The sequence below is a fragment of the Streptomyces sp. NPDC057939 genome, from assembly GCF_042887545.1.
In the GTDB taxonomy this organism is placed as follows: Bacteria; Actinomycetota; Actinomycetes; order Streptomycetales; family Streptomycetaceae; genus Streptomyces.
Map to the genome: position 1 here is coordinate 94948 of NZ_JBHVPG010000015.1, position 21284 is coordinate 116231.

25 protein-coding genes are annotated in these 21284 nt (G+C 72.9%); 8 read left to right on the forward strand and 17 right to left on the reverse strand.

Annotated features, from left to right (window positions below; genetic code table 11):
• The first annotated feature begins 111 nt into the window (after positions 1–111).
• Positions 112–1485, forward strand: coding sequence for an MDR family MFS transporter (locus tag ACFVS6_RS18900; RefSeq protein WP_389705067.1), 1374 nt, complete (start codon positions 112–114; stop codon positions 1483–1485).
• A gap of 53 nt (positions 1486–1538) precedes the next feature.
• Here ACFVS6_RS18900 and ACFVS6_RS18905 read toward each other — a convergent pair whose 3' ends face one another.
• Together ACFVS6_RS18905 and mshA are read right to left on the reverse strand one after the other, a co-directional pair.
• Complete coding sequence (locus tag ACFVS6_RS18905) at positions 1539–2060, reverse strand: YbjN domain-containing protein (RefSeq protein ID WP_389705069.1); 522 nt, start codon at positions 2058–2060, stop codon at positions 1539–1541.
• Positions 2053–3435 carry a D-inositol-3-phosphate glycosyltransferase gene (mshA, locus tag ACFVS6_RS18910; protein WP_389705070.1) on the reverse strand — a complete coding sequence of 461 codons (1383 nt, stop codon included), beginning with the start codon at positions 3433–3435 and terminating at the stop codon, positions 2053–2055. Before mshA ends, ACFVS6_RS18905 begins: the two co-directional genes overlap by 8 nt.
• Positions 3436–3666: 231 nt before the next feature.
• Here mshA and ACFVS6_RS18915 point away from each other — a divergent pair, with 231 nt between their 5' ends.
• The 3 genes from ACFVS6_RS18915 (at position 3667) to ACFVS6_RS18925 (ending at position 7493) form a co-directional block, all read left to right on the forward strand.
• Positions 3667–4479 (forward strand): class I SAM-dependent methyltransferase, encoded by an 813-nt coding sequence (locus tag ACFVS6_RS18915; RefSeq protein ID WP_389705071.1) that lies wholly within the window; start codon positions 3667–3669, stop codon positions 4477–4479.
• A 221-nt stretch (positions 4480–4700) separates the two neighbouring features.
• Positions 4701–5819 (forward strand): NlpC/P60 family protein, encoded by a 1119-nt coding sequence (locus ACFVS6_RS18920; protein WP_389705073.1) that lies wholly within the window; start codon positions 4701–4703, stop codon positions 5817–5819.
• Between the two features lie 375 nt (positions 5820–6194).
• Positions 6195–7493 carry a PP2C family protein-serine/threonine phosphatase gene (locus ACFVS6_RS18925; RefSeq protein ID WP_389705169.1) on the forward strand — a complete coding sequence of 433 codons (1299 nt, stop codon included), beginning with the start codon at positions 6195–6197 and terminating at the stop codon, positions 7491–7493.
• Positions 7494–7624: 131 nt separating this feature from the next.
• Here ACFVS6_RS18925 and ACFVS6_RS18930 read toward each other — a convergent pair whose 3' ends face one another.
• The 3 genes from ACFVS6_RS18930 to ACFVS6_RS18940 form a co-directional block, all read right to left on the reverse strand.
• Positions 7625–7963 carry a DUF2516 family protein gene (locus ACFVS6_RS18930; RefSeq protein WP_389705074.1) on the reverse strand — a complete coding sequence of 113 codons (339 nt, stop codon included), beginning with the start codon at positions 7961–7963 and terminating at the stop codon, positions 7625–7627.
• 115 nt (positions 7964–8078) lie between these two features.
• Positions 8079–8726 (reverse strand): hypothetical protein, encoded by a 648-nt coding sequence (locus ACFVS6_RS18935; protein ID WP_389705075.1) that lies wholly within the window; start codon positions 8724–8726, stop codon positions 8079–8081.
• 23 nt (positions 8727–8749) lie between these two features.
• Positions 8750–9184: a helix-turn-helix domain-containing protein gene (locus ACFVS6_RS18940; RefSeq protein WP_389705076.1), complete on the reverse strand. Its 435-nt coding sequence runs from the start codon at positions 9182–9184 to the stop codon at positions 8750–8752.
• Between the two features lie 212 nt (positions 9185–9396).
• On the opposite strand from ACFVS6_RS18940, the gene ACFVS6_RS18945 reads away from it, so the two are divergent.
• The gene (locus tag ACFVS6_RS18945) at positions 9397–9834 is read left to right on the forward strand and encodes a helix-turn-helix transcriptional regulator (protein ID WP_389705077.1); all 438 of its coding nucleotides are present in this window, start codon (positions 9397–9399) and stop codon (positions 9832–9834) included.
• A 10-nt stretch (positions 9835–9844) separates the two neighbouring features.
• Complete coding sequence (locus ACFVS6_RS18950) at positions 9845–10261, forward strand: VOC family protein (RefSeq protein ID WP_385578154.1); 417 nt, start codon at positions 9845–9847, stop codon at positions 10259–10261.
• Positions 10262–10471: 210 nt separating this feature from the next.
• On the opposite strand, the gene ACFVS6_RS18955 is transcribed toward ACFVS6_RS18950, so the two are convergent.
• Positions 10472–10831, reverse strand: coding sequence for a winged helix-turn-helix transcriptional regulator (locus tag ACFVS6_RS18955; protein WP_389705078.1), 360 nt, complete (start codon positions 10829–10831; stop codon positions 10472–10474).
• A gap of 57 nt (positions 10832–10888) precedes the next feature.
• On the opposite strand from ACFVS6_RS18955, the gene ACFVS6_RS18960 reads away from it, so the two are divergent.
• Complete coding sequence (locus ACFVS6_RS18960; RefSeq protein WP_389705079.1) at positions 10889–11788, forward strand: NAD(P)-dependent oxidoreductase; 900 nt, start codon at positions 10889–10891, stop codon at positions 11786–11788.
• A gap of 30 nt (positions 11789–11818) precedes the next feature.
• On the opposite strand, the gene ACFVS6_RS18965 is transcribed toward ACFVS6_RS18960, so the two are convergent.
• The 5 genes from ACFVS6_RS18965 to ACFVS6_RS18985 form a co-directional block, all read right to left on the reverse strand.
• Positions 11819–11959 (reverse strand): hypothetical protein, encoded by a 141-nt coding sequence (locus ACFVS6_RS18965; protein WP_389705081.1) that lies wholly within the window; start codon positions 11957–11959, stop codon positions 11819–11821.
• A 17-nt stretch (positions 11960–11976) separates the two neighbouring features.
• The gene (locus ACFVS6_RS18970; protein WP_389705082.1) at positions 11977–12417 is read right to left on the reverse strand and encodes a sigma factor; all 441 of its coding nucleotides are present in this window, start codon (positions 12415–12417) and stop codon (positions 11977–11979) included.
• Between the two features lie 118 nt (positions 12418–12535).
• Complete coding sequence (locus ACFVS6_RS18975) at positions 12536–13306, reverse strand: putative protein N(5)-glutamine methyltransferase (protein ID WP_389705083.1); 771 nt, start codon at positions 13304–13306, stop codon at positions 12536–12538.
• Between the two features lie 72 nt (positions 13307–13378).
• Positions 13379–14623 carry a GNAT family N-acetyltransferase gene (locus ACFVS6_RS18980; protein ID WP_389705085.1) on the reverse strand — a complete coding sequence of 415 codons (1245 nt, stop codon included), beginning with the start codon at positions 14621–14623 and terminating at the stop codon, positions 13379–13381.
• A 266-nt stretch (positions 14624–14889) separates the two neighbouring features.
• Entirely contained in the window at positions 14890–15474 is a 585-nt protein-coding gene (locus ACFVS6_RS18985) for an AmfC protein (RefSeq protein WP_389705087.1), read from the reverse strand.
• Positions 15475–15605: 131 nt separating this feature from the next.
• On the opposite strand from ACFVS6_RS18985, the gene dtd reads away from it, so the two are divergent.
• Positions 15606–16031: a D-aminoacyl-tRNA deacylase gene (gene dtd / locus ACFVS6_RS18990; RefSeq protein WP_389705089.1), complete on the forward strand. Its 426-nt coding sequence runs from the start codon at positions 15606–15608 to the stop codon at positions 16029–16031.
• Between the two features lie 35 nt (positions 16032–16066).
• Here the strand turns inward: dtd and ACFVS6_RS18995 are convergent, their stop codons facing one another.
• The 6 genes from ACFVS6_RS18995 to ACFVS6_RS19020 form a co-directional block, all read right to left on the reverse strand.
• Positions 16067–17035: a YgfZ/GcvT domain-containing protein gene (locus tag ACFVS6_RS18995; protein WP_389705091.1), complete on the reverse strand. Its 969-nt coding sequence runs from the start codon at positions 17033–17035 to the stop codon at positions 16067–16069.
• 52 nt (positions 17036–17087) lie between these two features.
• A complete protein-coding gene (locus tag ACFVS6_RS19000; RefSeq protein WP_389705093.1) occupies positions 17088–17537 on the reverse strand; it encodes a Fur family transcriptional regulator in 450 nt (149 codons plus the stop codon).
• Between the two features lie 101 nt (positions 17538–17638).
• Complete coding sequence (locus ACFVS6_RS19005; RefSeq protein WP_281203667.1) at positions 17639–18211, reverse strand: FABP family protein; 573 nt, start codon at positions 18209–18211, stop codon at positions 17639–17641.
• A gap of 266 nt (positions 18212–18477) precedes the next feature.
• On the reverse strand, positions 18478–19575 hold the full coding sequence (locus ACFVS6_RS19010) for a hypothetical protein (RefSeq protein WP_389705095.1): 1098 nt from the start codon (positions 19573–19575) through the stop codon (positions 18478–18480).
• Positions 19572–20396, reverse strand: coding sequence for a hypothetical protein (locus ACFVS6_RS19015; protein WP_389705097.1), 825 nt, complete (start codon positions 20394–20396; stop codon positions 19572–19574). Before ACFVS6_RS19015 ends, ACFVS6_RS19010 begins: the two co-directional genes overlap by 4 nt.
• Positions 20393–21214 (reverse strand): hypothetical protein, encoded by an 822-nt coding sequence (locus ACFVS6_RS19020; RefSeq protein WP_389705099.1) that lies wholly within the window; start codon positions 21212–21214, stop codon positions 20393–20395. The genes ACFVS6_RS19015 and ACFVS6_RS19020 overlap by 4 nt, the downstream gene beginning before the upstream one ends.
• Positions 21215–21284: the final 70 nt, after the last annotated feature.

Consider the following 21284-nt stretch of genomic DNA (forward strand, 5'->3'; position numbering starts at 1 on the left):
CGTGGACCGCCTTCGATTGACGGATGGTGACAATCGAGTGGCCGTCCAAGGATCTTGGATCGTAATGTGCCGAGACGTATAGAGACACTTACAAATCCCGGGGGGATCCTTATGTCCGTTGAGAGTCTGAGACGGGCTGCCCGGGAGAGCGTGTCGGGTCTGCCGAGGGCGTTCTGGTGGCTGTGGGCGAGCACGCTGGTCAACCGGCTCGGGGCCTTCGTCGCCACTTTCATGACCTTGTACCTGACCTTGGACAGGGGCTACTCGGTCACCTTCGCGGGACTTGTGGTCGCCCTGCACGGGCTGGGCGGGGTGTTGTCGTCGCTCGTGGCGGGGGTGATGACCGACCGGCTGGGTCGGCGTCCGACGCTGCTGGTGGCCCAGGCGTCGACCGCGTTCTCGGTGGCGCTGCTGGGGTTCATGGAGCATCCTGCGGCGATCGCGGCGGTGGCCCTGCTGGTCGGGATGACGTCGAACGCCTCGCGGCCTGCGGTGTCGGCGATGATGGCGGACATCGTCCGGCCCGAGGACCGGGTGCGGGCCTTCGCGCTGAACTACTGGGCGATCAACCTCGGCTTCGGGATCAGCGCGGCGGTGGCCGGTCTGGTGGCGCAGTACAGCTACCTGGCGGGGTTCCTGGGCGAGGCGGCCCTGACACTGGCCTGCGCGGTGCTGGTGTACGTGAAGCTGCCGGAGTCGCGGCCGGAGCGGAGCGCCGTCGGGAAGGGGTTCGACCCCGAGCCGGAGGTCGGCATGGGGACGGTGCTGCGGGACGGCCGGTTCATGGGGGTCGTCGGGCTGTCCTTCGTCATTTCGTTGATCTTCACGCAGGGCTCGGTGGGGTTGCCCGCGGCCATGGGCGCGGCCGGGTTCTCGCCGGCCGAGTACGGCCTGGTCATCGCGGCCAACGGGCTGCTGATCGTGGTGCTCCAGATCCCGGTCACGCGGTTCATCGAGCACCGGGACCCGCGCAAGCTGCTGGTGGCCTCGGCGCTGCTGGCCGGGTACGGGTTCGCGATGACGGCCTTCGCCGGGCCGCTGTGGGCGTACGCGCTGACGGTCTGCGTGTGGACGCTGGCGGAGATCGTGAACTCGCCGACCCAGATGGGGCTCGTCGTGCGGCTGTCGCCGGTGCACGGGCGGGGGCGCTACCAGGGGATGTACACGATGTCCTGGGCGGTGGCCTCGCTGGTGGCGCCGCTCATGGCCGGGATCGTCATGGACCGGCTGGGCGCGGACTGGCTGTGGGCGATCACCGGGGTGCTGGGGACGGTCGCGGCGCTGGGGTACTGGCTGCTGATGCGGAACCTGCCGGAGGACGCCGGGTCCGACGGTACGGGTGAGCGGGACGGTGACGGCACGGGCGAGCGGGCGCACGTCGGGAAGGACGAGCGGGGGGTCGTGGTCGAGGCGGTCACCGTCGCGGGCACGGGTGACGCGAAGTCGCTCGACGCGAAGTCGGTCGCGACGGCGCCGGCGGCGTAGCCCGGCTCCCGGCGCCGTCGGACGCCCGCCGTCGTCGGCGGCGTCCGACGTCGTCACGCCTCCGGCGTCGGGGGCGCTTCGTCCACCGTGCGGGACGGCCCGGTCAGGTGCTTGAAGGCGTCCAGGTTGCGGGTCGACTCGCCGCGGGAGACGCGCCACTCGTACTCGCGCCGGATCGCCCCCGCGAAGCCGAGCTCCAGCAGGGTGTTGAAGGCGCCGTCGGCGGCCTCCAGGACGGTGCCCAGCAGCCGGTCGAGGTCGTCCGGGGTGATGACGGACAGCGGGAGGCGGGCCGTCAGGTAGACGTCGCCGAGCGGGTCGACGGCGTAGGCCATCCCGTACAGCTTGAGGTTGCGCTCCAGCAGCCAGCGGTGGACGCCGGCCTCGTTCTCGTCCGGGTGGCGGATCACGAAGGCGTTGACGGAGAGGGAGTGCTTGCCGACGCGCAGGGAGCAGGTGGTGCTCAGCTTGCGGGTGCCGGGGACCTGGACGACGTACGAGCCCGGTTCGGGGCTCTCCCAGTCCAGCTCGGCGCCGGTCAGGACGCTCTCGATGATCGCGGCGGTGTCAGCCATGGTGGGAGCGTACGCGACGGCGATGATCATGCATGGCCGCGGTGTAGACGTCGGCGGTGCCGCTGGCGGCGGTGTCCCAGCCGAAGAACTTCGCGTGCCGCGCGGCCTGCGCGCCCATGCTGTCGGCCAGCCCCGGTTCGTCGACGAAGCGTCGCAGCTCGCGGGCGTAGTCGACCGGGTCGTGGCCGGGTACGAGGATGCCCGTGACCCCGTCGTCGACGGCGACGGGCAGGCCGCCGACCGCGGCGGCGAGGACCGGCGTACCAGCTGCCTGGGCCTCGATGGCGACGAGCCCGAAGGACTCGTTGTACGACGGCATGACCAGCACGGACGCGGCGCGGAACCAGTCGGCGAGCCGGTCCTGGTCCACGGGCGGGTGGAAGTGCACGAGGTCGGCGATGCCCAGCTTCGCGGCGAGCTTCTGCAACCCCTCCGGCTTGGCGAGGCCGCTGCCGCTGGGCCCGCCGACGACGGGGACGAAGAGGCGGCGGCGCAGGGACGGGTCCTGACCGACCAGCTCGGCGACGGCCCGCAGGAGGATGTCGGGGGCCTTCAACGGCTGGATGCGGCCGGCGAACAGGGGGATCACGGCGTCCTGCGGGAGCCCGAGGCGGGCGCGGGCGGCGGCCCGGCCGTCGGCGACGGTGAAGCGGTCGAGGTTGACGCCGGGGTGCACGACGGCGACCTTGCCGGGGTCGGCCTCGTAGTGGCGCACGAGCTCGTCGGCCTCCTCGGCGGTGTTCGCGATGAGGCGGTCCGCTGCGGAGACGATCTGGGTCTCGCCGATGACGCGGGCGGCCGGCTCGGGGGTGTCGCCGACGGCGAGCGCCGCGTTCTTGACCTTGGCCATGGTGTGCATGGCGTGGACGAGGGGGACGCCCCAGCGTTCGGCGGCGAGCCAGCCCACGTGGCCGGAGAGCCAGTAGTGGGAGTGGACGAGGTCGTAGTAGCCGGGGCGGTGACCGGCCCAGGCCTGCATGACGCCGTGCGTGAAGGCGCAGAGCTGGGCGGGCAGCTCCTCCTTGGCGAGGCCCTCGTACGGGCCCGCGTCGACGTGCCGGACGAGGACGCCCGGGGCCAGGTCGACCACGGGCGGCAGGCCACCGGTGGTCGCCCGGGTGAAGATCTCGACCTCGATGTTGATCGCGGCGAGCCGCTTGGCGAGCTCGACGATGTACACGTTCATGCCGCCGGCGTCGCCGGTGCCGGGCTGGTGCAGCGGTGAGGTGTGCACGCTGAGCATGGCGACGCGGCGCGGCTTGCGGTGGTGGCCGACGGCCGGCAGGCGCAGCCGGGGCGTGTCGTGGCGCGTGCTGCGGGCGGCGGCGAGGCGTCCGCTGATGCTGCCGCCGAGACGGGACACGTACTGGCTCAAGGGAGCAGTTCCTCTCTCTCGGACGACGCGCTGGGACGACGCGCACGGACGGTCGCGGCGGACCGCCCCGCAGGGCGGCATGACTGCGGCGGCATGACTGCGGGGGCGCTGTGGGCGCCCTGCAAGGAGTGCAACCCGGACGGGCGTCGCCCGCATTCCGGGGCCGGCGGATTTTCCTTCGCTGTTTGCCGGTTTTTTATCCGACGAGGGCCCTCCGCTTAGGCTCGGCGCATGGCCTCCCGCAGCACTCCACCGCCCCCGAAGCGCCCCGTGGGCACCGTGACGCGGGGGACGACCAACCCGAACCGGCTGCGCCGCATGGACCGCTGGATCGCGGCGGCGCACGGAGCCGCGCTCCGGCGGGCGGACGCGCCGGTGGCCGTGGACCTCGGGTACGGGGCGGCCCCCTGGACGGCGGTGGAACTGCTTACGCGACTGCGGGAGGCGGCGCCGGCGGTGCGCGTGGTCGGCATCGAGATCGAGCCGGCGCGGGTCGCGGGGGCCAAGCCGTACGAGCGGGACGGGCTGAGCTTCCGGCACGGCGGCTTCGAGGTGCCGCTGGACGGGGGCGAGCGTCCGGCCCTGATCCGCGCGGCGAACGTGCTGCGGCAGTACGACGAGGAACAGGTCGCCCAGGTGTGGGAGCGGCTCTGCGCGCGGCTGGCCCCGGGCGGCCTGCTCGTGGAGGGGACGTGCGACGAGATCGGCCGGCGGCACGTGTGGGTGGCGCTCGGGCCGGAGGGGGCGCGCACGGTGACCTTCGCGGCGCGGCTGGCCTCCCTGGAGCGTCCGTCGGACCTGGCGGAGCGGCTGCCGAAGGCGCTGATCCACCGCAACGTGCCGGGCGAGCCGGTCCACGCGTTCCTGCGGGACTTCGACCGGGCGTGGGCGGCCTCGGCCCCGTACGCCTCGTACGGGGCGCGGCAGCGGTGGATCCGGACGGCGCGGGCGTTGTCCGCCGACTGGCCGCTCGCGGACGGTCCGGTGCGCTGGAGGCAGGGGGAACTGACGGTGCGGTGGGAGGCGTTGCGCCCGGCGGGGTGAACCTCGCCGAACGGGGAACCGGCCTCGTGGGCGGGCCGTTGAGTCGGCAGGGGTGGGCGGGGCGTGGCCGGTCATGATCGGACCGTGACCCGGAAGGGTGTTGGAATTCACGGAGTCGTGGCACCATCCCGGAGACAGTGACAAGTTACTGATGAATAGTCAGATCTGATGTCGGGTGAAGCGCCTGACGTCCGGTCGGACTCGGGGCGCCTGGGGGAGCCATGGGGACCGTGAAGCGAGCGTCGCGTCGGCACGGGGCGTCGGCCCTGACAGTGCTGTGCGCGATGGCGATACTGACGGCCCCCGCGATCGCCGGGGGCACCGCGTACGCGGCCCCCGCCGCCCCCGTCCCGCCCCCCGCGCCCTCGGCGCCGGCCACCCCTCCCGCGACGCCCGCACCCGGGGCCAAGTCGCTGGAGCAGATCCGCAAGGACATAGAGGGGCTGTACCGGCAGGCCGGCAGCGCCACGGACGCGTACAACCTCGCGGAGAGCGAGACCAAGGCCCAGTCCGAGCGGATCGTGGAGATCGCGAAGCTGGTCGTGGCCGGGCAGGACCGGATCTCCGGCCTGAAGTCCCGCGCGGGCGCCGCGGCGCGCGCCCAGTACCGCTCGGGCGGCCTGCCGCCGGGCGCGCAACTGGCGTTGAGCGACAGCCCGAGCCAGTTCCTCGACGGGGCGAACCGGTTGCGGCAGGGCGAGAAGGCCACCACGGACCTGTTGTCCGAACTGAACCGGACCCAGGCCGACTTGGAGCGTTACGCCAAGGACGCGGGCGCGCTCTGGCAGAAGATGGAGGAGAACCGGACCAAGCAGGAGGCCGCCAAGAAGGAGATCGAGGGGAAGATCAAGGCGGCGGAGGAGCTGGAGAACAAGCTGGAGGCCGAGGAGAAGGCCCGGCTCCTCCAGCTGGAGCAGGAAGCCCAGTACAAGGCCCAGACCCAGTGGCTGTCGACGGGCGCGTTGAAGGACGCGAAGGGCTCGGCGACGGACGCCGGGAAGCGGGCCGTGCAGTTCGCGACGGCGCAGATGGGAAAGCCGTACGTGTGGGGGGCCACCGGGCCCGGCTCGTACGACTGCTCAGGTCTGACCTCCCAGGCCTGGCTGGCGGCCGGCAAGGGCATCCCGCGCACCTCGCAGGAGCAACTGCGGTTGCTGCCGAAGGTGGCCATGAAGGACATACGCCCCGGTGACCTGATCATCTACTGGGACGACGCGAGCCACGTCGCCATGTACGTCGGGGACGGCGCGATGGTCCACGCGCCCCGCCCCGGACGGAACGTGACGATGGCGGGCGTCGGCTCGATGCCGATCAAGGCCGTCGTCCGCCCCGACGCGTAGCCCCCGTCCGCGCGTGCCCGTAAGGGTCCGGCCGCGCGAGGGTGTTCGGCGTCACGCGGGCGGGGTCTCGGGGCCTCCGGCGGCCGGGAGTGTGCAGCATCACGCACAAGGGCGGTGGGAGGGGCGCGGATCCGGGGTGTGCGACGTCACGTACGGCGGTCCGACAGGGGTTTCGCCCGTGGGGCGCGGGGTCTCGGTGAGCGGGACGGGGTTGTGGGGGTTCCGTGACGTTGGTCATCCATCGGCCCGCTTATCCCCCGCGATAACGGCATATGACGGAGGCCCTCCCCCGAACCGCCATTCCGTTCGCCGCCACCCGCCCGCTAGGGTCGGCGCATGAGCGCACCCTCGGGGGGAGGGAAGGAACCGGAGACGATGTCCGTACCCGTACCGCGGCAGCGGAACACCCCGCCCGTGGAAAGCGGTCCGGCGGTTCTTTCCGTCACCCCCGCGACGCCCGGCCCGGGCCCTGCCCCCGTGCCGGCCCCCACACCGGCCCCCGCACCACAGGCGTCGCTGACCCTGCTGGTGATCGAGGACGACCCCGCGGGCGGACTCACCGTCCCCGAGATCCTCGACGCCGACGGTCACCGCATCCGGCTGCGCAGCGCCCGCAACCTCACCGAGGCCGCGCGGCTGCTCACCCCCGACGTGCACTGCGTGCTGCTCGACCTGTCGCTGCCCGGCACGGACACCGAGGACGGTCTCGCGACCCTGCGCCAGGTGCTGCGTCTGGCCCCGCGTCACGCCGTCCTCGTACTGACCTCCGAGGCGGACGCCGAGCGCGCCGCCGAAGCCGTCCGCGTGGGCGCCCAGGACTTCCTCTTCCGCGACGAGCTCGACGGCCGGCTGCTCAGCCGCGCCATCCGCTACGCCGTGGAGAGAAAGCGGGCGGACATCGCCCAGTACAAACTTGCAGAATCGAAACTGCGGGCCCAGGAGAACGCCCGTCTGGAGCGAGGTCTGCTGCCCACGCCCCTTCTGGAGGGCTCCGACCTCCGCTTCGCCGCCCGCTACCGGCCCGGCCGCAGCCGGGCCCTTCTCGGCGGCGACTTCTACGACACCGTCCGCACCCCCGACGGCACCGTCCACGCGATGATCGGCGACGTCTGCGGCCACGGCCCGGACGAGGCGGCCCTCGGCGTCGAGCTGCGCATCGCCTGGCGCGCCCTGACCCTGGCCGGCCTGTGCGGGGACGACCTGCTCTCCACGCTCCAGGAGGTGCTCGAAGTCGAGCGTCCCTGCGAGGAGATCTTCGCGACGCTGTGCACGGTCGACATCGCCCCGGACGGCCGCCGCGCGGGCCTGTGCCTGGCCGGGCACCCGGCCCCACTGATATCCCGGCCGGGTCGACCGGCGCGGCTCCTGCCGTACGAGAACAGCGGACCTGCGCTCGGCCTGCTCCCCCGGGCCCGCTGGCCCCGCCGCCAGGTCGAACTGGGCGGCACCTGGAGCCTGATGCTCTACACCGACGGCCTGATCGAAGGCCACATCGGCGAGGGCAAGGAGCGGCTCGGGCAGGACGGCATGGTCGAAATGATCAACCGTCACCTGGACCGCGGCCTGACCGGCGAGGGACTGCTGGAGGCCTCCGTGACGGAGGCCCGCCGCCTCAACGGCGGCGAACTCACCGACGACGTCGCCGTCGTCCTGCTCTCCCGCAACGAGGGCTGAGCCGGACCGGAGGGCCGGGGACCGGCGAACCGGTGCCCGCCCGGAGGGCCGGGTCGGCGACCGAAGAACCGGCGACCGACCGGCCGCCGGCCGCGCGTACGCGCCGCCGGCCGACCGTCACCGCCTCGCGGCTAGCGGCCGCCGTTGTACGGCCCGTACGGGCCGTCGCTGCTGCTGCCCCTGCGCTTGCCGCCGCCGCCCGTGACCTGCTTGAGCGCCGGCCGGACGTCGACGAAGAAGACGATCGTGGCCACCAGGCCCGCGATCTGCAGGAAGAGCATCGCCAGGAAGAAGTCCACCACCACGGTGACGCCGAGAATGACCAGCCAGAAGGTCTTGGTCTGCTTGTCGGCCGCCGTGTAGGCCTGCGCGCTCGGCATCGCGGCCATGACGAGCGCCACGACGGCGAGCGCCAGCATGGCGTAGCCGAACAGCGGGAGCACCCCGTTGTCGAAACCCTGCATGAGCATCGTCTCAACCGTCCTTTTCCCGTCCGGCACGCCTTACTCCACGCTACCGCCGGAGCCGTCTTCCCAAACGACAACGAACCGGGCACCGCTCAGGTGCCCGGTCCGATCCCGTCGATCAGGCCTCGCCGCCGGTCGTGGCGGCGGCCTTCTTGGCCGTGCTCTTGCGGGCCGTGGTCTTGCGCGCGGGCTTCGCCCCGGCGGAGCCGTCCGCCGCGTCGGAGGTCGCGGCGTCAGCGGTCGCGGCGTCAGCGGTCGCCGTGTCGGAAGCAGCGGCGTCGGAGGCCTCGCCCGCGGTCGTCGCGGACTCCTGCGCCGGCTTCGCCTTCGGGTCGGGCTCCACGACGTCGGCCAGGTCCACGATGTCGTCGGAGATCTCGCCGCGCCACGCCCGTACGGCCTGCTCGCCGTGCTCGGCGACCTTGTCGTAGGTCTCCTTGGCGCGCACCGCGTACTCGGCGGCCACGCCGACACCGCGCAGGGCCAGGTCCTGGGCGGTCTCGCCCAGCTTCTTCGGGTCGATCGCCCCGAAGACCTCGGCGACCTTGGCGGTGACCGCCTCCTGCGCCTCCTTGGCCTTCCCCTGGACGACCTTCGGGTCGGTGTTCACGACGGCGTCGATCCGCGCGGGGGCCTCGGCGCGCAGCTGCTCGATGAGGCCGGGCACCTTCTTGGCCTGCTGTACGGCCAGGTCGGCGGTGCCCGCGGCGAAGTAGAGGGGGGTGGGGTCGGTGAGGGTCTTCTTCAGGTCATCGGCGATGGCCATGTGCTGGTCCTCCCGGATCACAGTCAGTTCTTGGGGGGCAGGTCCCCGTCGTCGGCAATGGCACCGGAGTCCGCGGCCGGGCCGGGGGCGGCGTCGGCGGCCGCCTCGGTGTCCAGCGCGTTCTCCCTGCGGAACGAGTCGTAGATCTGGAGCAGCACCTGCTTCTGCCGCTCGTTGATCGACGGGTCGGAGAGGATGACGGCGCGCGTCTCCACCTCGTCGCGGTCCCGTTCGTCCAGGATTCCGGCCTGCACGTACAGCGTCTCCGCGGAGATCCTCAGAGCCTTGGCCAGCTGCTGGAGGATGTCCGCGCTCGGCTTGCGCAGCCCGCGCTCGATCTGGCTCAGGTACGGATTCGACACCCCCGCCGCGTCGGCCAGCTGCCGCAAGGACAGTTGAGCCTGCCGCCGCTGGTCGCGGAGGTACTCGCCGAGATTTCCGACGTTGAGCGATGCCATGCCCCGATCCTGCCGCACCCTGCTAACTATTGCAAGCGCCTGCTTGCAAAAGCGCGCACCCCCTGCGGGCGGGGTCGCGCGGGATGGCCGGGCCTGGCGCGTCGCCGACCGTACGCCCACACGTCGGCGGTGCTCGTTCCCACCGGGCGGCCGGAGCGCGGGCCCGCGGCCGCTCGGGGCCGGCCCGCGACACGTCGTGGGAGGCTGGGGGCGTGAACCTGGACGACCTCGTACGGTTGCGGCGGGCTCGGGACGCCATGGACCGGGACTACGCGCAGCCGCTCGACGTGCCGGCGTTGGCGCGGGTCGCCCTGATGTCCTCCGGGCACTTCTCCCGCAGCTTTCGGGCCGCCTACGGCGAGACGCCGTACGGGTACCTGATGACCCGCCGCATCGAGCGGGCGAAGGCGCTGCTGCGGCGCGGGGACCTGAGCGTGACGGAGGTCTGCTTCGAGGTCGGCTGTACCTCGCTCGGGTCGTTCAGCTCGCGCTTCACCGAGCTGGTCGGCGAGACGCCGAGCGCCTACCGGGCCCGCTGCCACGAGGCGGGCGCCGCGATCCCGGCCTGCGTGGCCAAGGTGTCCACGCGCCCCCTCAGGAACCCGGAACCGGTCAGGAACGGAGAAGCGGGAACGGGCGACGGCTCGTAACGTCGAGGGCATGACCATCAAGCTCTCGCAGTGTTTCATCGCGGTCGACGACCACGACAAGGCGCTCGCCTTCTACCGCGACGTCCTCGGCATGGAGGTCCGCAACGACGTCGGGTTCGAGGGCATGCGCTGGGTGACCGTCGGGTCCCCCGCGCAGCCGGACGTGGAGATCGTCCTCGAACCGCCGCTCGCCGACCCCAACGCCTCGGCCGCCGACAAGCAGGCCATGGCGGAACTGCTGGCCAAGGGCATGCTGCGCGGCGTCATCTTCGCCACCGACGACGTCGACGCCACCTTCGAGCGGGTCCGGGCGGCCGGCGGCGAGGTCCTCCAGGAACCCGTCGACCAGCCGTACGGAGTCCGCGACTGCGCCTTCCGCGACCCGGCGGGCAACATGCTCCGGTTCAACCAGCCCCGCAAGCGGTAACCGGCCCCGACCGCACCGGCGACGGCCCTTCCCGGGGGCCGTCCTTCCCGGGAGCCGTCCGCCGGTTCCGGCGGCCCGGGGAACGCGGCCGGGTACCCACCTTTTAGTGGGTACTTGGCATGCCCCCGCGCCCGGGCCAGGCTTGTCCCGGGCGGCCGAGGGGCCGCCCGGCAACGGGCCGGGAGGGCGGGGTGGGCAGGTGGGCGTGCGTCACGAGGCCGGTCGTTCCCCGGCCGCACCGGTGAGCCGCTCCAGGCGGCGGTGGCCCCAGTCGGAGACCGGGCCCAGGGCCGTGGAGAGGTCGCGACCGAAGGCCGTCAGGGAGTACTCGGTCTTCAGCGGCAGCACGTCGTGGACCTGCCGGTGCACGAGACCGTCCTCCTCCATCTCGCGCAGCGCCTGAGTCAGCACCTTCTCGCTCAGGCCCGGCAGCTGTCGACGCAGCTCGCCCGGGCGGTGCGGACCCGATTCCAGCAGCCACAGCAGCGCGGTCTTCCACTTGCCGTCGATCACCGCGATCGCCGCCGTCACCCCGCAGACCTCCGTGTCCTGCGCCCGACCGCGCGTCATCCCCGCCCCGTTCCCGATCCGTAGTCGTCCTGTCGTCCTCTTACCGGGAGTCGAACCATGTCCACGTCCACCCCCGCGTCCTTCGAACAGTCTGCCGTCACCGTGCTCGGTCTGGGGCCCATGGGCCGGGCCCTGGCCGGCGGCTTCCTCGACGCCGGGCTGCGCACCACCGTCTGGAACCGCACCCCCGGCCGGGAGGGGGACCTCGCCGGGCGCGGGGCCGCCGTCGCCGCGTCGGCCGAGGAGGCCGTCGCCGCGAGCCCGTTGACCGTGGTGTGCGTGGTCGACTACGACGCGGTGGACTCGGTGCTGCGGCCCGAAGCGGTCACCTCGGCGCTGAAGGGCCGCGCCCTCGTGAACCTGACCGCCGACACCCCCGACCGGGCCCGGGACACCGCGCGATGGGCCGACCGGCACGGGATCCGCTACCTGGACGGCGCGATCATGACGCCGACCACCACCATCGGCACGGAGCACGCGGTGTTCCTCCACAGCGGCCCGCAGGACCTGTACGAGGAACTCCGCCCGGTGCTCGCCGCGCTGGGCGGCACCCACACCCACCTCGGGGCGGACACCGCCCGCGCGGCGGCGTACGACATCGCGCTGCTCGACGTCTTCTGGACGGCCATGGCCGGCTGGGCGCACGCCCTGGCGGTGGCCCGGGCCGAGGGCATCACGGCGCGGGAACTGGCCCCGTTCGCCGCGGGCATCGGGGCGATCCTGCCGCCCCTCTTCGAGGAGACCGCTGCGGACGTGGACGACGGGACCTACTCCGGCGAGGGGAACCCGCTCACCTCGGCGGTGTCGTCCATGGCCCACATCGTCCACGCCTCGGAGGCGCACGGCATCGACGCGGGCGTGATGCGCGCCGCCGAGGGCATGGCCCGCCGCGCCGTCGGGCTCGGCCACGGGACGGACGGGTTCGTCCGGATCGCCGAGGTCCTCGGGCGCCGCTGAGGCGGCCGCCCGGGCGGTGGCCCGGTCGGCTCAGTGCTCCAGGGGCGTCAGGTCGAGGTCCCCCAGGCGCTGCGGGTCGGACAGGACGTCGATCGCGACGATCTTCCCGTCGACGACGGTGAAGGCCATCACGGACACCGCGCGGGACTGCGGGACCACGACCACGACCACGCCCGCGGCCCCGTTGATCAGCGCCGGACGGGTGAACGGCGTGAGCGGGCCGAAGGTGACCGCCCGGCCCGCCACGGTCCGGGCCCCGGTGAGCACGACGGTGTGACGGCCGCCGGGGCCGCCGTCGGAGCGGAGCCCTCCTGCTCGGGGTCCATGCCCCGCTCCGGACCGATGATCGGGTCGGGCATCCGGATGCCCGCGCCCTCGGCCACCTCCATGGGCTCCTCGCGGCGTTGCCCGCGCGAGCGCAGCATGTTCAGGCACACCCGCGCGGTGACCGTCGTCAGCCGGCCGCCGAGGTTCTCGATGTCGCCGATGTCGGTGCGGCTCAGGCGCAGCCAGGTCTCCTGGAGGGCGTCGTCGGTCTCGCCGAGCGAGCCGAGCATCCGGTAGGCCACCGCCCTCAGGTGCGCCCTGTGCTCCTCGAACCGCTCCGTCGGTGACGAACTCTCGTCCACCGGCATTCCTTCCCCCGCGCCGAACACTTCCCTACGGAAGATCAACTTGCCGGTCGGGGCCGGCGGAGGGAAGAGCTCCGCCCGCACGCCCGGGCCGCCCCGCCCGGGCCGGCGGGCCCTAGGACACCGGCGCCCGCCCGATCACCACCGTCGCGTACAGCTCCTCCGAGGTGACCGCCCTGACCGCGAGGCCGCCCCCCGTCAGGGCGGAGGCCGTCACCGGCGACTGTCGGGCGCTGGTCTCGATCAGCAGGTGCCCGCCGGGGGCCAGCCACCGCAGGGCCTCCGCAGCGACCCGCCGGTGGACGTCCAGGCCGTCCGCGCCGCCGTCGAGGGAGACGAGCGGCTCGTGGTCGCGGGCCTCCGGCGGCATGAAGCCGATCTCCTCCGTCGGCACGTAAGGGGCGTTGACCACCAGCACGTCCACCCGCCCCCGCAGCTCCGCCGGGAGCGCCGCGTACAGGTCGCCCTCCCAGACCGAGCCCCCGTAAGGGGCCACGTTGCGCCGCGCGTACGTCAGCGCCGCCGGGTCGATGTCGGCGGCGTGCAGTTCGACACCGCCGGGGATCCGGGAGGCGACGGCGGCGCCCAGGGCGCCGACCCCGCAGCACAGGTCCAGTACGACCGCTCCGGGCCGGGTCAGCACGACGGCCTCCTGCACCAGGAATTCGGTGCGCCGGCGCGGTACGAACGCCCCCGCGCCGACCTGTACGCGCAACCCGCCGAACTCGGCCCAGCCCACGACGTGCTCCAACGGCTCCCCGGCGACCCGGCGGGCGACCATGCCGGCCAGGTGTCCGTCGTCGGTGGCGGCCCCGACCAGCAGGTCCGCCTCCTCCTCCGCGAACACGCAGCCGGCGGCGCGCAGCCGTTCCACGATCGATGCCACGGGTGATTCGGTCCTCTTCGGTCGGCGGTGCGGTCGGCGGGGGCCTGCGACGGGCGGTGCTCGCGCCGGCGGTCAGAAGACGTCCGGGCACCACGGCCTGCGCGCGGTGCGGAACACCGCGTCCGCGAGGGCCAGGGCCCCGGGCCGCTCCTCGGTCACCTCGCCCAGCGCCGCCAGCCGTACGGCCGAGGCGTCGCCGAGGTAGAGGGCGCCGAGCGCGGCGGCGTCGAGCCGCAGGTCGGCGGGCTCCTCCGTACGGGAACAGGTGCCGGCGCCCGCGTCGAGGCGGTAGCGGCCCGCAGCCGGGCCGCCGGGGTCGGCAATCTCCAGGACGAGCACGCCGGGAACCTCGTACGTCCGTGCGGTCAGGGCCCGTACGACGTCCAGCACCCGCACCCACAGGAAGTCGGCGGCGGTCACCAGCGCGGCCGCGCGCGGGTCGGGCAGCAGCTGCGGGAGGAGGTCGTCGGGGGCCCGGTAGCCGCTGCGGACCCGGGTCACCCAGTCGACGGAGCACAGGAAGTGCCACAGCGCCCGTTCCGCGGCGGGGGTGAGCGCGATCAGGTCGCTGACGCGCAGCGTGTTCTGCGGGGTCTTCGCGGCGGTCCAGTGCTCGTCGGCGCCGTAGGTGACGAGCCCGGCGACCTCGCCCGCGGCCGTCCGGTACACGGCGTGGAACTTGTCCTTGTACGGGGAGTGCGACATCGCCTGCGCGCCCGTCGCCACGTCCCACCAGCGCGCGTCGCGGTCGACCACGCCGTGCGCGGAGGCCCGCAGCCGTTCGTGCAGGGCGGGACCGATCCGCAGGACCTCGGCGGCGTCCACCAGGTCGATCCGGCCGCCGTCGGCGGGGGCGGACAGCCTGCGGTCGAGTCCGGTGCGCGGTACGTCGATCTCCCACTCGCAGAGCGAGGTCGCGGGGCCGAAGCCGTAGCGCCCGTAGATCGGGTACTCGGCGGCGATGAGGGTGGCCAGGACGTCACCGCGCTCCCCGGCGGCCGCCAGCTCGGCGGCCATCATGCGGGTGAGCACGCCCTGGCGGCGGTGGGTGGGCAGGACGGCGACGGAGGAGATCGCGCTGCACGGGACGACGGCCCCGCCCGGGACGGTCAGCTCCTGGGCGAAGGACCGGAAGCTCGCGACGCAGCGGCCCGTGTCCGGGTCGAAGGCGCCCTGGAGGCGGGCGAGGTCGCTGTGCTCGGCCCGTTGGGCCACGTCGGCATCCGTCACCCGGGTCGCGGTGAGGAAGCCGGTGTTCAGGGCCTGCATCCAGTCGGGGATCTCGGACGCGGCGATCGGGCGGACGTCAGCACTCATAACGGCTCACGCTAATCGCCCCGGCGGCCGGGGTCGCCCGATTTTCGCCCCGCCCGCCCCGCCGGGAAGCGGGCCGGTCCGTCGGGGGCCGGTCCGTCGGGGGCGTGCCGTCGGGGGCGTGCGGTCCCCTCCCTCGGGGAGGCGTCCCGGACCGCCCCGGGGCCGGTCGCCGGTTCGCGGCGTCGGATCCCGGCGTTCCCGGACGTCGGTTCCCGCCGTCAGGTCCCGTCGTCGCCCGCGAGATGACGGGAGTTCGACCACCGGCCCTAGGCCAGCAGGTCGTCCACCTGCGCCTCGCCCTCCCGGTAGCGGCGGGTGATCTCCGCGCTGGAGTCGTCGGCCAGCCGTTGGAGCTGGTGCCGGCGCCGCGAGACCTGCTGTTCGTAGCGGACCAGACGGCCCATCGCGTCGTGCAGTTCGGCATCGGTGCGGGCGTCCAGGTCGGACAGTTCCACTTCGGAGAGCATCTCGGCCGCCAGCAGCCGGAACTCCTCGTTGTGCGGGGTTCCGAGCGTGACGTGGCGGGCGGACGGCCTGCGGCTGGACGGCGCGTCGGCGAGGATCTCGGACAGCCGGTCGACCACCGGCGCCTCGGGGTCCGTCCGGCGGGCGAGTTCGGCCCGCAGGATGTCGATGCGGCCCTGCAGGAGTCTGCGTACGTAGCTCAGGTCGGCCTCGTCGCGCTGCGCGTCGCGGCGCAGCGCGCGCAGCTCCGGCAGGCCGAGCGCGGTGGCGGCGCCGGTCAGGGGGGTCGTGCCCTGGCCGTCGCCGGTGCGCTGGGCGGGGGGCCGCCCGGTGGCGGGCGACGCGGGTGACGCGGGTGCAGGTGCGGAGGTACCAGAGGTGTTCATCGTTCGTATCCGTCCCCTCGACCGGTGCTGGGGGCACCGCCTGCGTGCATCGTGCCACTCTCCGTGGTGTCGACGCAGTCCCACTGCACCCGATCGGCCCCGGACGGGTGCACGCCTGGTACACAGGTGGTATGCGAGCAGTGGTGCAGAGGGTGGACGGCGCGAGCGTCATCGTGGCCGGGGAGACGGTCGGCGAGATCGTCGGCGAGGGATTGTGCGTGCTGGTGGGGGTGACCCACGACGACACCCCGGAGAAGGCCGCGGTGCTGGCGCGCAAGCTGTGGTCCGTACGGATCCTGGAGGCGGAGAAGTCCTGCAGCGACATCGACGCCCCGCTGCTGGTGATCTCCCAGTTCACGCTCTACGGGGACGCCCGCAAGGGCCGCCGCCCCACTTGGAACGCGGCCGCGCCCGGCCCGGTCGCCGAGCCGTTGGTCGACGAGGTCGTGGCGCAACTGCGGGCGCTGGGCGCGACGGTGGAGACGGGCCGGTTCGGCGCGGACATGCGGGTCTCGCTGACCAACCACGGCCCGTTCACCATCGTCATCGACGTCTAGGGCCTGTCGGCGCCTCTTCCGGATCCTGCCGGGCGCTACGGCGCCACGACGACCTCCTGCGCGGCGGCGGTGGTCCCGACGAGCAGCGGGGCGTCCACGGGGACGTTCCGCTTGACCAGGGCGAGGGCGATCGGGCCCAGCTCGTGGTGGCGCACGGCCGTGGTGACGAAGCCGAGCTGACGCCCCTCCTCGCCGTCCGCGGCGAGCCGTACGGGCGTGCCGTGCGCGGGGAGGAGCACCTCGGAGCCGTCCAGGTGCAGGAAGACCAGCCGGCGCGGCGGCTTCCCCAGGTTGTGGACGCGGGCGACGGTCTCCTGACCGCGGTAACAGCCCTTCTGGAGGTGGACGGCGGTGCCGATCCAGCCCAGCTCGTGCGGGATGGTGCGGTGGTCGGTCTCCAGGCCGACGCGCGGGCGGTGCGCCTCGACGCGCAGGGCCTCGTAGGCGAGGAGGCCGGCGGCCGGGCCGTGCGCGGCGGCGAAGGCCTCCAGCCCGTCGCGGGGCAGGAAGACGTCGCGCCCGTGCGGGGTCTCGCGCACGGCGAGGTCCTTGGCGACCTCGGTGATCGAGCCGGCCGGGAGGTGGACGACGGCGAAGTCGGCCGTGCGGTCGGCGACTTCGACGCGGTAGAAGAACTTCATGGCCTCCAGGTAGCCGATCAGGGCCTCCTGGGTGCCGGGCTCGACGTGCGCCCAGGTCGTCTCCCCGTCGTCGACGAGGTAGAGGGCGTGCTCGATGTGGCCGTTCGCGGAGAGGATCAGCGCCTCGGTGGCCTGGCCGGCGGGGAGGTCGGTGACGTGCTGGGTGATCAGCAGGTGCAACCAGCTGAGCCGGTCCGCCCCGGTGACGGTGACGACACCGCGGTGGGAGAGGTCGACGAAGCCTCGGCCGTCGGCGAGGGAGCGCTGTTCGCCGTAGAGCTCTCCGTAGTGGGCGGCGACGCCCTCGTCACGGCCTTCGGCCTGTACGGCGCCGGGGAGATGGAGCAAGGGGCTGCTGGTCATGCCACCAAGCGTACGACCCCGCCGGCGCGGCGCCCGGGGCGCTCCCCCGGGGTCAGGGCAGCTCGGGGCGGGCGTCCGCCGCGCGGCGGGCGGCGCACTCCTCGCACAACCCGAAGATCGCGAAGTGCTTCATGTCGGTCCGGAAGCCGAAGTCGGCCCGCAGCTTCGCCGTGAACTCGGCGGCGACGTCCAGATCCGCCTCGATGACCTCGGTGCAGTCCCGGCAGACGAGGTGGATGTGGTGGTGCCGGTCGGCGAGGTGGTAGGTGGGGGCGCCGTGCCCGAGGTGGGCGTGCGAGACCAGGCCCAGCTCCTCCAGGAGCTCCAGGGTCCGGTAGACGGTCGAGATGTTCACCCCGGAGGCCGTCCTGCGCACCTCGACGAGGATCTCGTCGGGGGTGGCGTGCTCCAGGGCGTCGACCGCCTCCAGCACAAGCTGTCGCTGCGGTGTCAGCCGGTATCCGCGCTGCCGCAGGTCGCTCTTCCAGTCGGTGCTCACCACCCGGCCAGTGTAAGCGCGCGAAGGGGACCGCGGGCGAGTCCGCGGTCCCCTTCATTTCGTACGACTGTCCGCCCGGCCGTGGCGCGAGCCCGGCCGTCGGCTCAGCGGAAGAAGGCGATGCCGTCCTCCGGGAGCTCCGGCAGGTTGCGCGCCATGTCGGCGATCTCCTCCGGGGTGACGACCTTCTTCAGCTGCGCCGACATGTACGGGCGCAGCTCCACGTCGGGCGTGGCCTTCTCGCCGACCCACATGAGGTCGCTCTTCACGTACCCGTAGAGGCGCTTGCCGCCGCTGTACGGGCCGGAAGCGGCCGTTCGGGCGACCGCGTCGGTGACGACGTCGATCTGCGGCTTCTGGTGGGCGAGGTCGCCGTACCAGACCTCGACGACGCCCTGGTCGCGGACCATGACGATCTCGACCTTGCGGTCCGCGTCGATGCGCCAGTAGCCCGACTCGGACTCCAGCGGGCGCACCTTGTTGCCCTCGGCGTCGAGGACCCACGTGTGGGAGGTGTACTCCAGGAAGTCCCGGCCGTCGTGGCTGAAGACGACTTCCTGGCCGAAGTTGCACTTCTCCTCGCCGGGGAAGTCGAAGACGCCCGCGCCCTCCCAGTTTCCGAGGAGGAAGGCGAGGGGGACGAGGCCCGGGTTCAGGTCGGAGGGGATCTGGATCATGGTTGGCTGCTCAGGCGATCTGTTCGAGGGGTTCCGGGGTGGTCGGCTGCGCGGACGCTCAGCGCTGACCCTGGTACAGCTTCTTGACGGCCAGGACCGTGAAGGCCATGACGCCGACGCAGACCAGGACCAGCAGGGAGGTGAAGACTGCCTCAAGCACGGGGTGCTCCTCGGGAGGATTCGATGGCGGGGTACGGGCCGGTCCCCAAGCCTACTGGCCCGCGGACCGGCGCACTCTGCGAGGTGGCCGTACGCCGTCCGGCGGGTCAGCCCAGCAGCTGGTGCTGGAGGATCACCGTCTGGTGGAGCGGGACGGCGGGCACCTCGCCCTTGCGGGTCTGCAGGATCACGGCCTGGACGTCGCCGGACTGCACGCACGCGGCCCTGACCTGTTCGTCGCCGACCGGCGCGGATTCCTCCATGACGGTCACGCCGGTGGTGTCGGGGGCCTTCTGGTCGACCTTGGCCTTGCCCCAGACGGTGTCCGCCTCGATGCGGTTGACGCCGTTGAGGTTCATGTCGGCGCCGCAGCCCGGGAAGGCGTCCGCGAAGCCGGACGAGTGAAATCGCAGCAGGTAGACGCGGGTGCGGGTGCCGTCGGGGGTGGTCCAGCCGCGGCCCACGATCTGGCGCAGGCCGTCGTTGGCGAGCCCCTCCTTCAGCTTCGCGCGCGCGGTGCCCTCGTACTCCTCCAGGAGGGTGTCCACGGTGACGACGGAGTCCTTCTCCAGCTTCAGCCCGGGATCCGGTACGGAGCCCTTCGGCGCGGGCAGCAGCAGCTGGGTCAGGCCGGCGTAGTGGATGCCGTCCTCGTTGTCCTTGGCGAAGGGCAGCGGGGCGCCCGGCGGCAGGGTGGGCTTGACCAGGGTCGGGTACTCCCAGCGGCCGTCGTCGAGCGTGGCGAGCCCGGGGAGGTCGGTGCGGTCGGGCCGCAGGACGCCGTACGCGGTGCCGGCGCCGGCGGCCGCCAAGACGAGGACGGCGGCGCTCCACCGCAGGAACGCGAACAGCTTGCGGCGGTCCTTGGGGGGCGCGGGGGCTGCCGGGGCCTCGGAGGCGGCCGGAGCGACGGGGGCGTCCGGCGTGGCCGGGGTCTCGGAGGCGGCAGGAGTCTCGGAGGCGGCCGGAGCGACGGGGGCGTCCGGCGTGGCCGGGGTCTCGGAGGCGGCAGGAGTCTCGGAGGCGGCCGGAGCGACGGGGGCGTGCGGCGCGGCCGGGGCTTCGGAGACGTCCGGCGTGGCCGGATCGGCCGGGGCGTCCGGGATCGCCGGGGCGGTGACCCCGGGCGACGGCGGATCCGTGGGGGCCGGGGTCGGGGTGGTCTGCGGAACCGTTTCCGCCGGGGTGGTGTGCTGCTCGGTCACGCGGACTCCCCGGGGGACTTCAGGTGGCGCAGCTGGTTCTTGAGGAAGTCGACCGCGTCGGTGGTGTAGAAGCCGGACCTGGGGCCGAAGGCACGGAAGTCGACCATGACGTCGCCCTCGACCGCGACGCAGTACATGGACTCGATCTTCTCGTTCTTCTCCTCCCCGACGGCCAGCAGCGCGCACTTGGCGTCCGGGTACCCGTCCACCTTCGGCGCCTCGCGCTTGTCGCCGAGCACCCCGAAGAACGCCTTCGTGGCACCGGCGAACGTGTTCAGGGCCTTCGGGTCGGCCTGCAGGATCCTGACCTCGACGGTCAGGTTGCCGGCCCACTTCGTGTAGGTGCGTCCCGCCTGCCCCTTGAGGTCGAGTTCTGCCAGCATCTCGTCGCGCTTCTTGCGGTCCGAGGTGGACAGGCCCTTGCGGATCTCCTTCAGGCCCTCGACGGCCTTGTCCCCCGAGATGACGAAGTCGTTGCCCTCGACGCCGAGATCGGGACCGAGTTCGTAGCTCGCGGGCACCGGGAGGAGCTTGGCGGACACCGCGTTGTCGGGCACGGTCGGCGGCTCGGGCGCCTTCCGGGACTCCGTTCCGGCGGCGGCCCAGTAGGCGGTGGGCGCGCTGCGGTCGGCGTCCTCGACGGTGGCGGAGGCCCAGACCCCGGAGCCCACCAGGACTGCGAGGCTGAGCACGCCGACCACCAGCGGGCCGGCCTTGACGCGGCTCCCGGTCGGGGCGTCGGCGGAGGCCGCGGCGACCGGATCCGGTCCGGGCTGCGTCACGGACGGGGCCGTCTGCGTGTCGTTCGTCGGCTCGGTCACAGTCGCTCCAGCTGTCGCTCGGCCAGGTCGATGACGTCCGATTCGGCGATCTTTCCGCCCCGGTTGTCGTTGTAGAAGATCTCCAGGACCACGTCACCGCGCCGCACGACGGCGCGGGAGCTGCGGAACGGCTCGTAGCCGGCCTTCTGCATCGGCTTCGAGTCCACCCAGACGTGGCCGAGGTCGTCGGGGACGCCGGGAATGGCCACACCGGGGTTGCCCGCGTACTTCGCCCCGGGCATGTAGGAGGCCTGCTGCTTCTGGTGCTCGTCCGCACCGGCGAAGTCCCGGAACTGCATGAGCCGGATCTGCACGTGGTAGCGGTCGTTCGTCGACCACGAGGTCAGCGCGACCCTGCGCAGACCGACGCCGACGAGATCGCGCAGGACCTCTTCCGGGTTCTCGTAGTCGGCCGCGTGGAAGTCGAGCGACTCGAAGGACGGCGGGGTGAGGAGCTTCGCGCCCGCCGGCGGCTCCAGCAGCAGGGTCCTCAGGTCGTCGTCGCTCTTGTGCCAGCGGTTGGCGTTGATCGACTTGAGCGTCGTCGCGGCGTCCGCGGCCAACGGTTTCGGCGTGTCCAGCTCCTGCTGCGCCAGCGGGGGCAGGGGGGTCGGTTCGCGGTGGTACTGGATCGCGTAACCGGTGACCGTGCCGGCGAGGGTGCCGAGTACGAGGGCGGCGGCGATCAGGAGCGTGGCACGCCCGCGCCGCCGGCGGCTCGGGGCGATTTCGGCCGCCGGGTCGCCCGAATTCGCGGACGGAAATTCCGGAGTGCCCGGTTCGGGCGCCTTCTCCGCCGGTATGGGCAGCTCGGGCACGGTCTGTTCTTTTTCCAAGGGAGGTCCCCCCACAGGACTGGAGGCGCGGGGTGATTGCCCGCGCACAGCC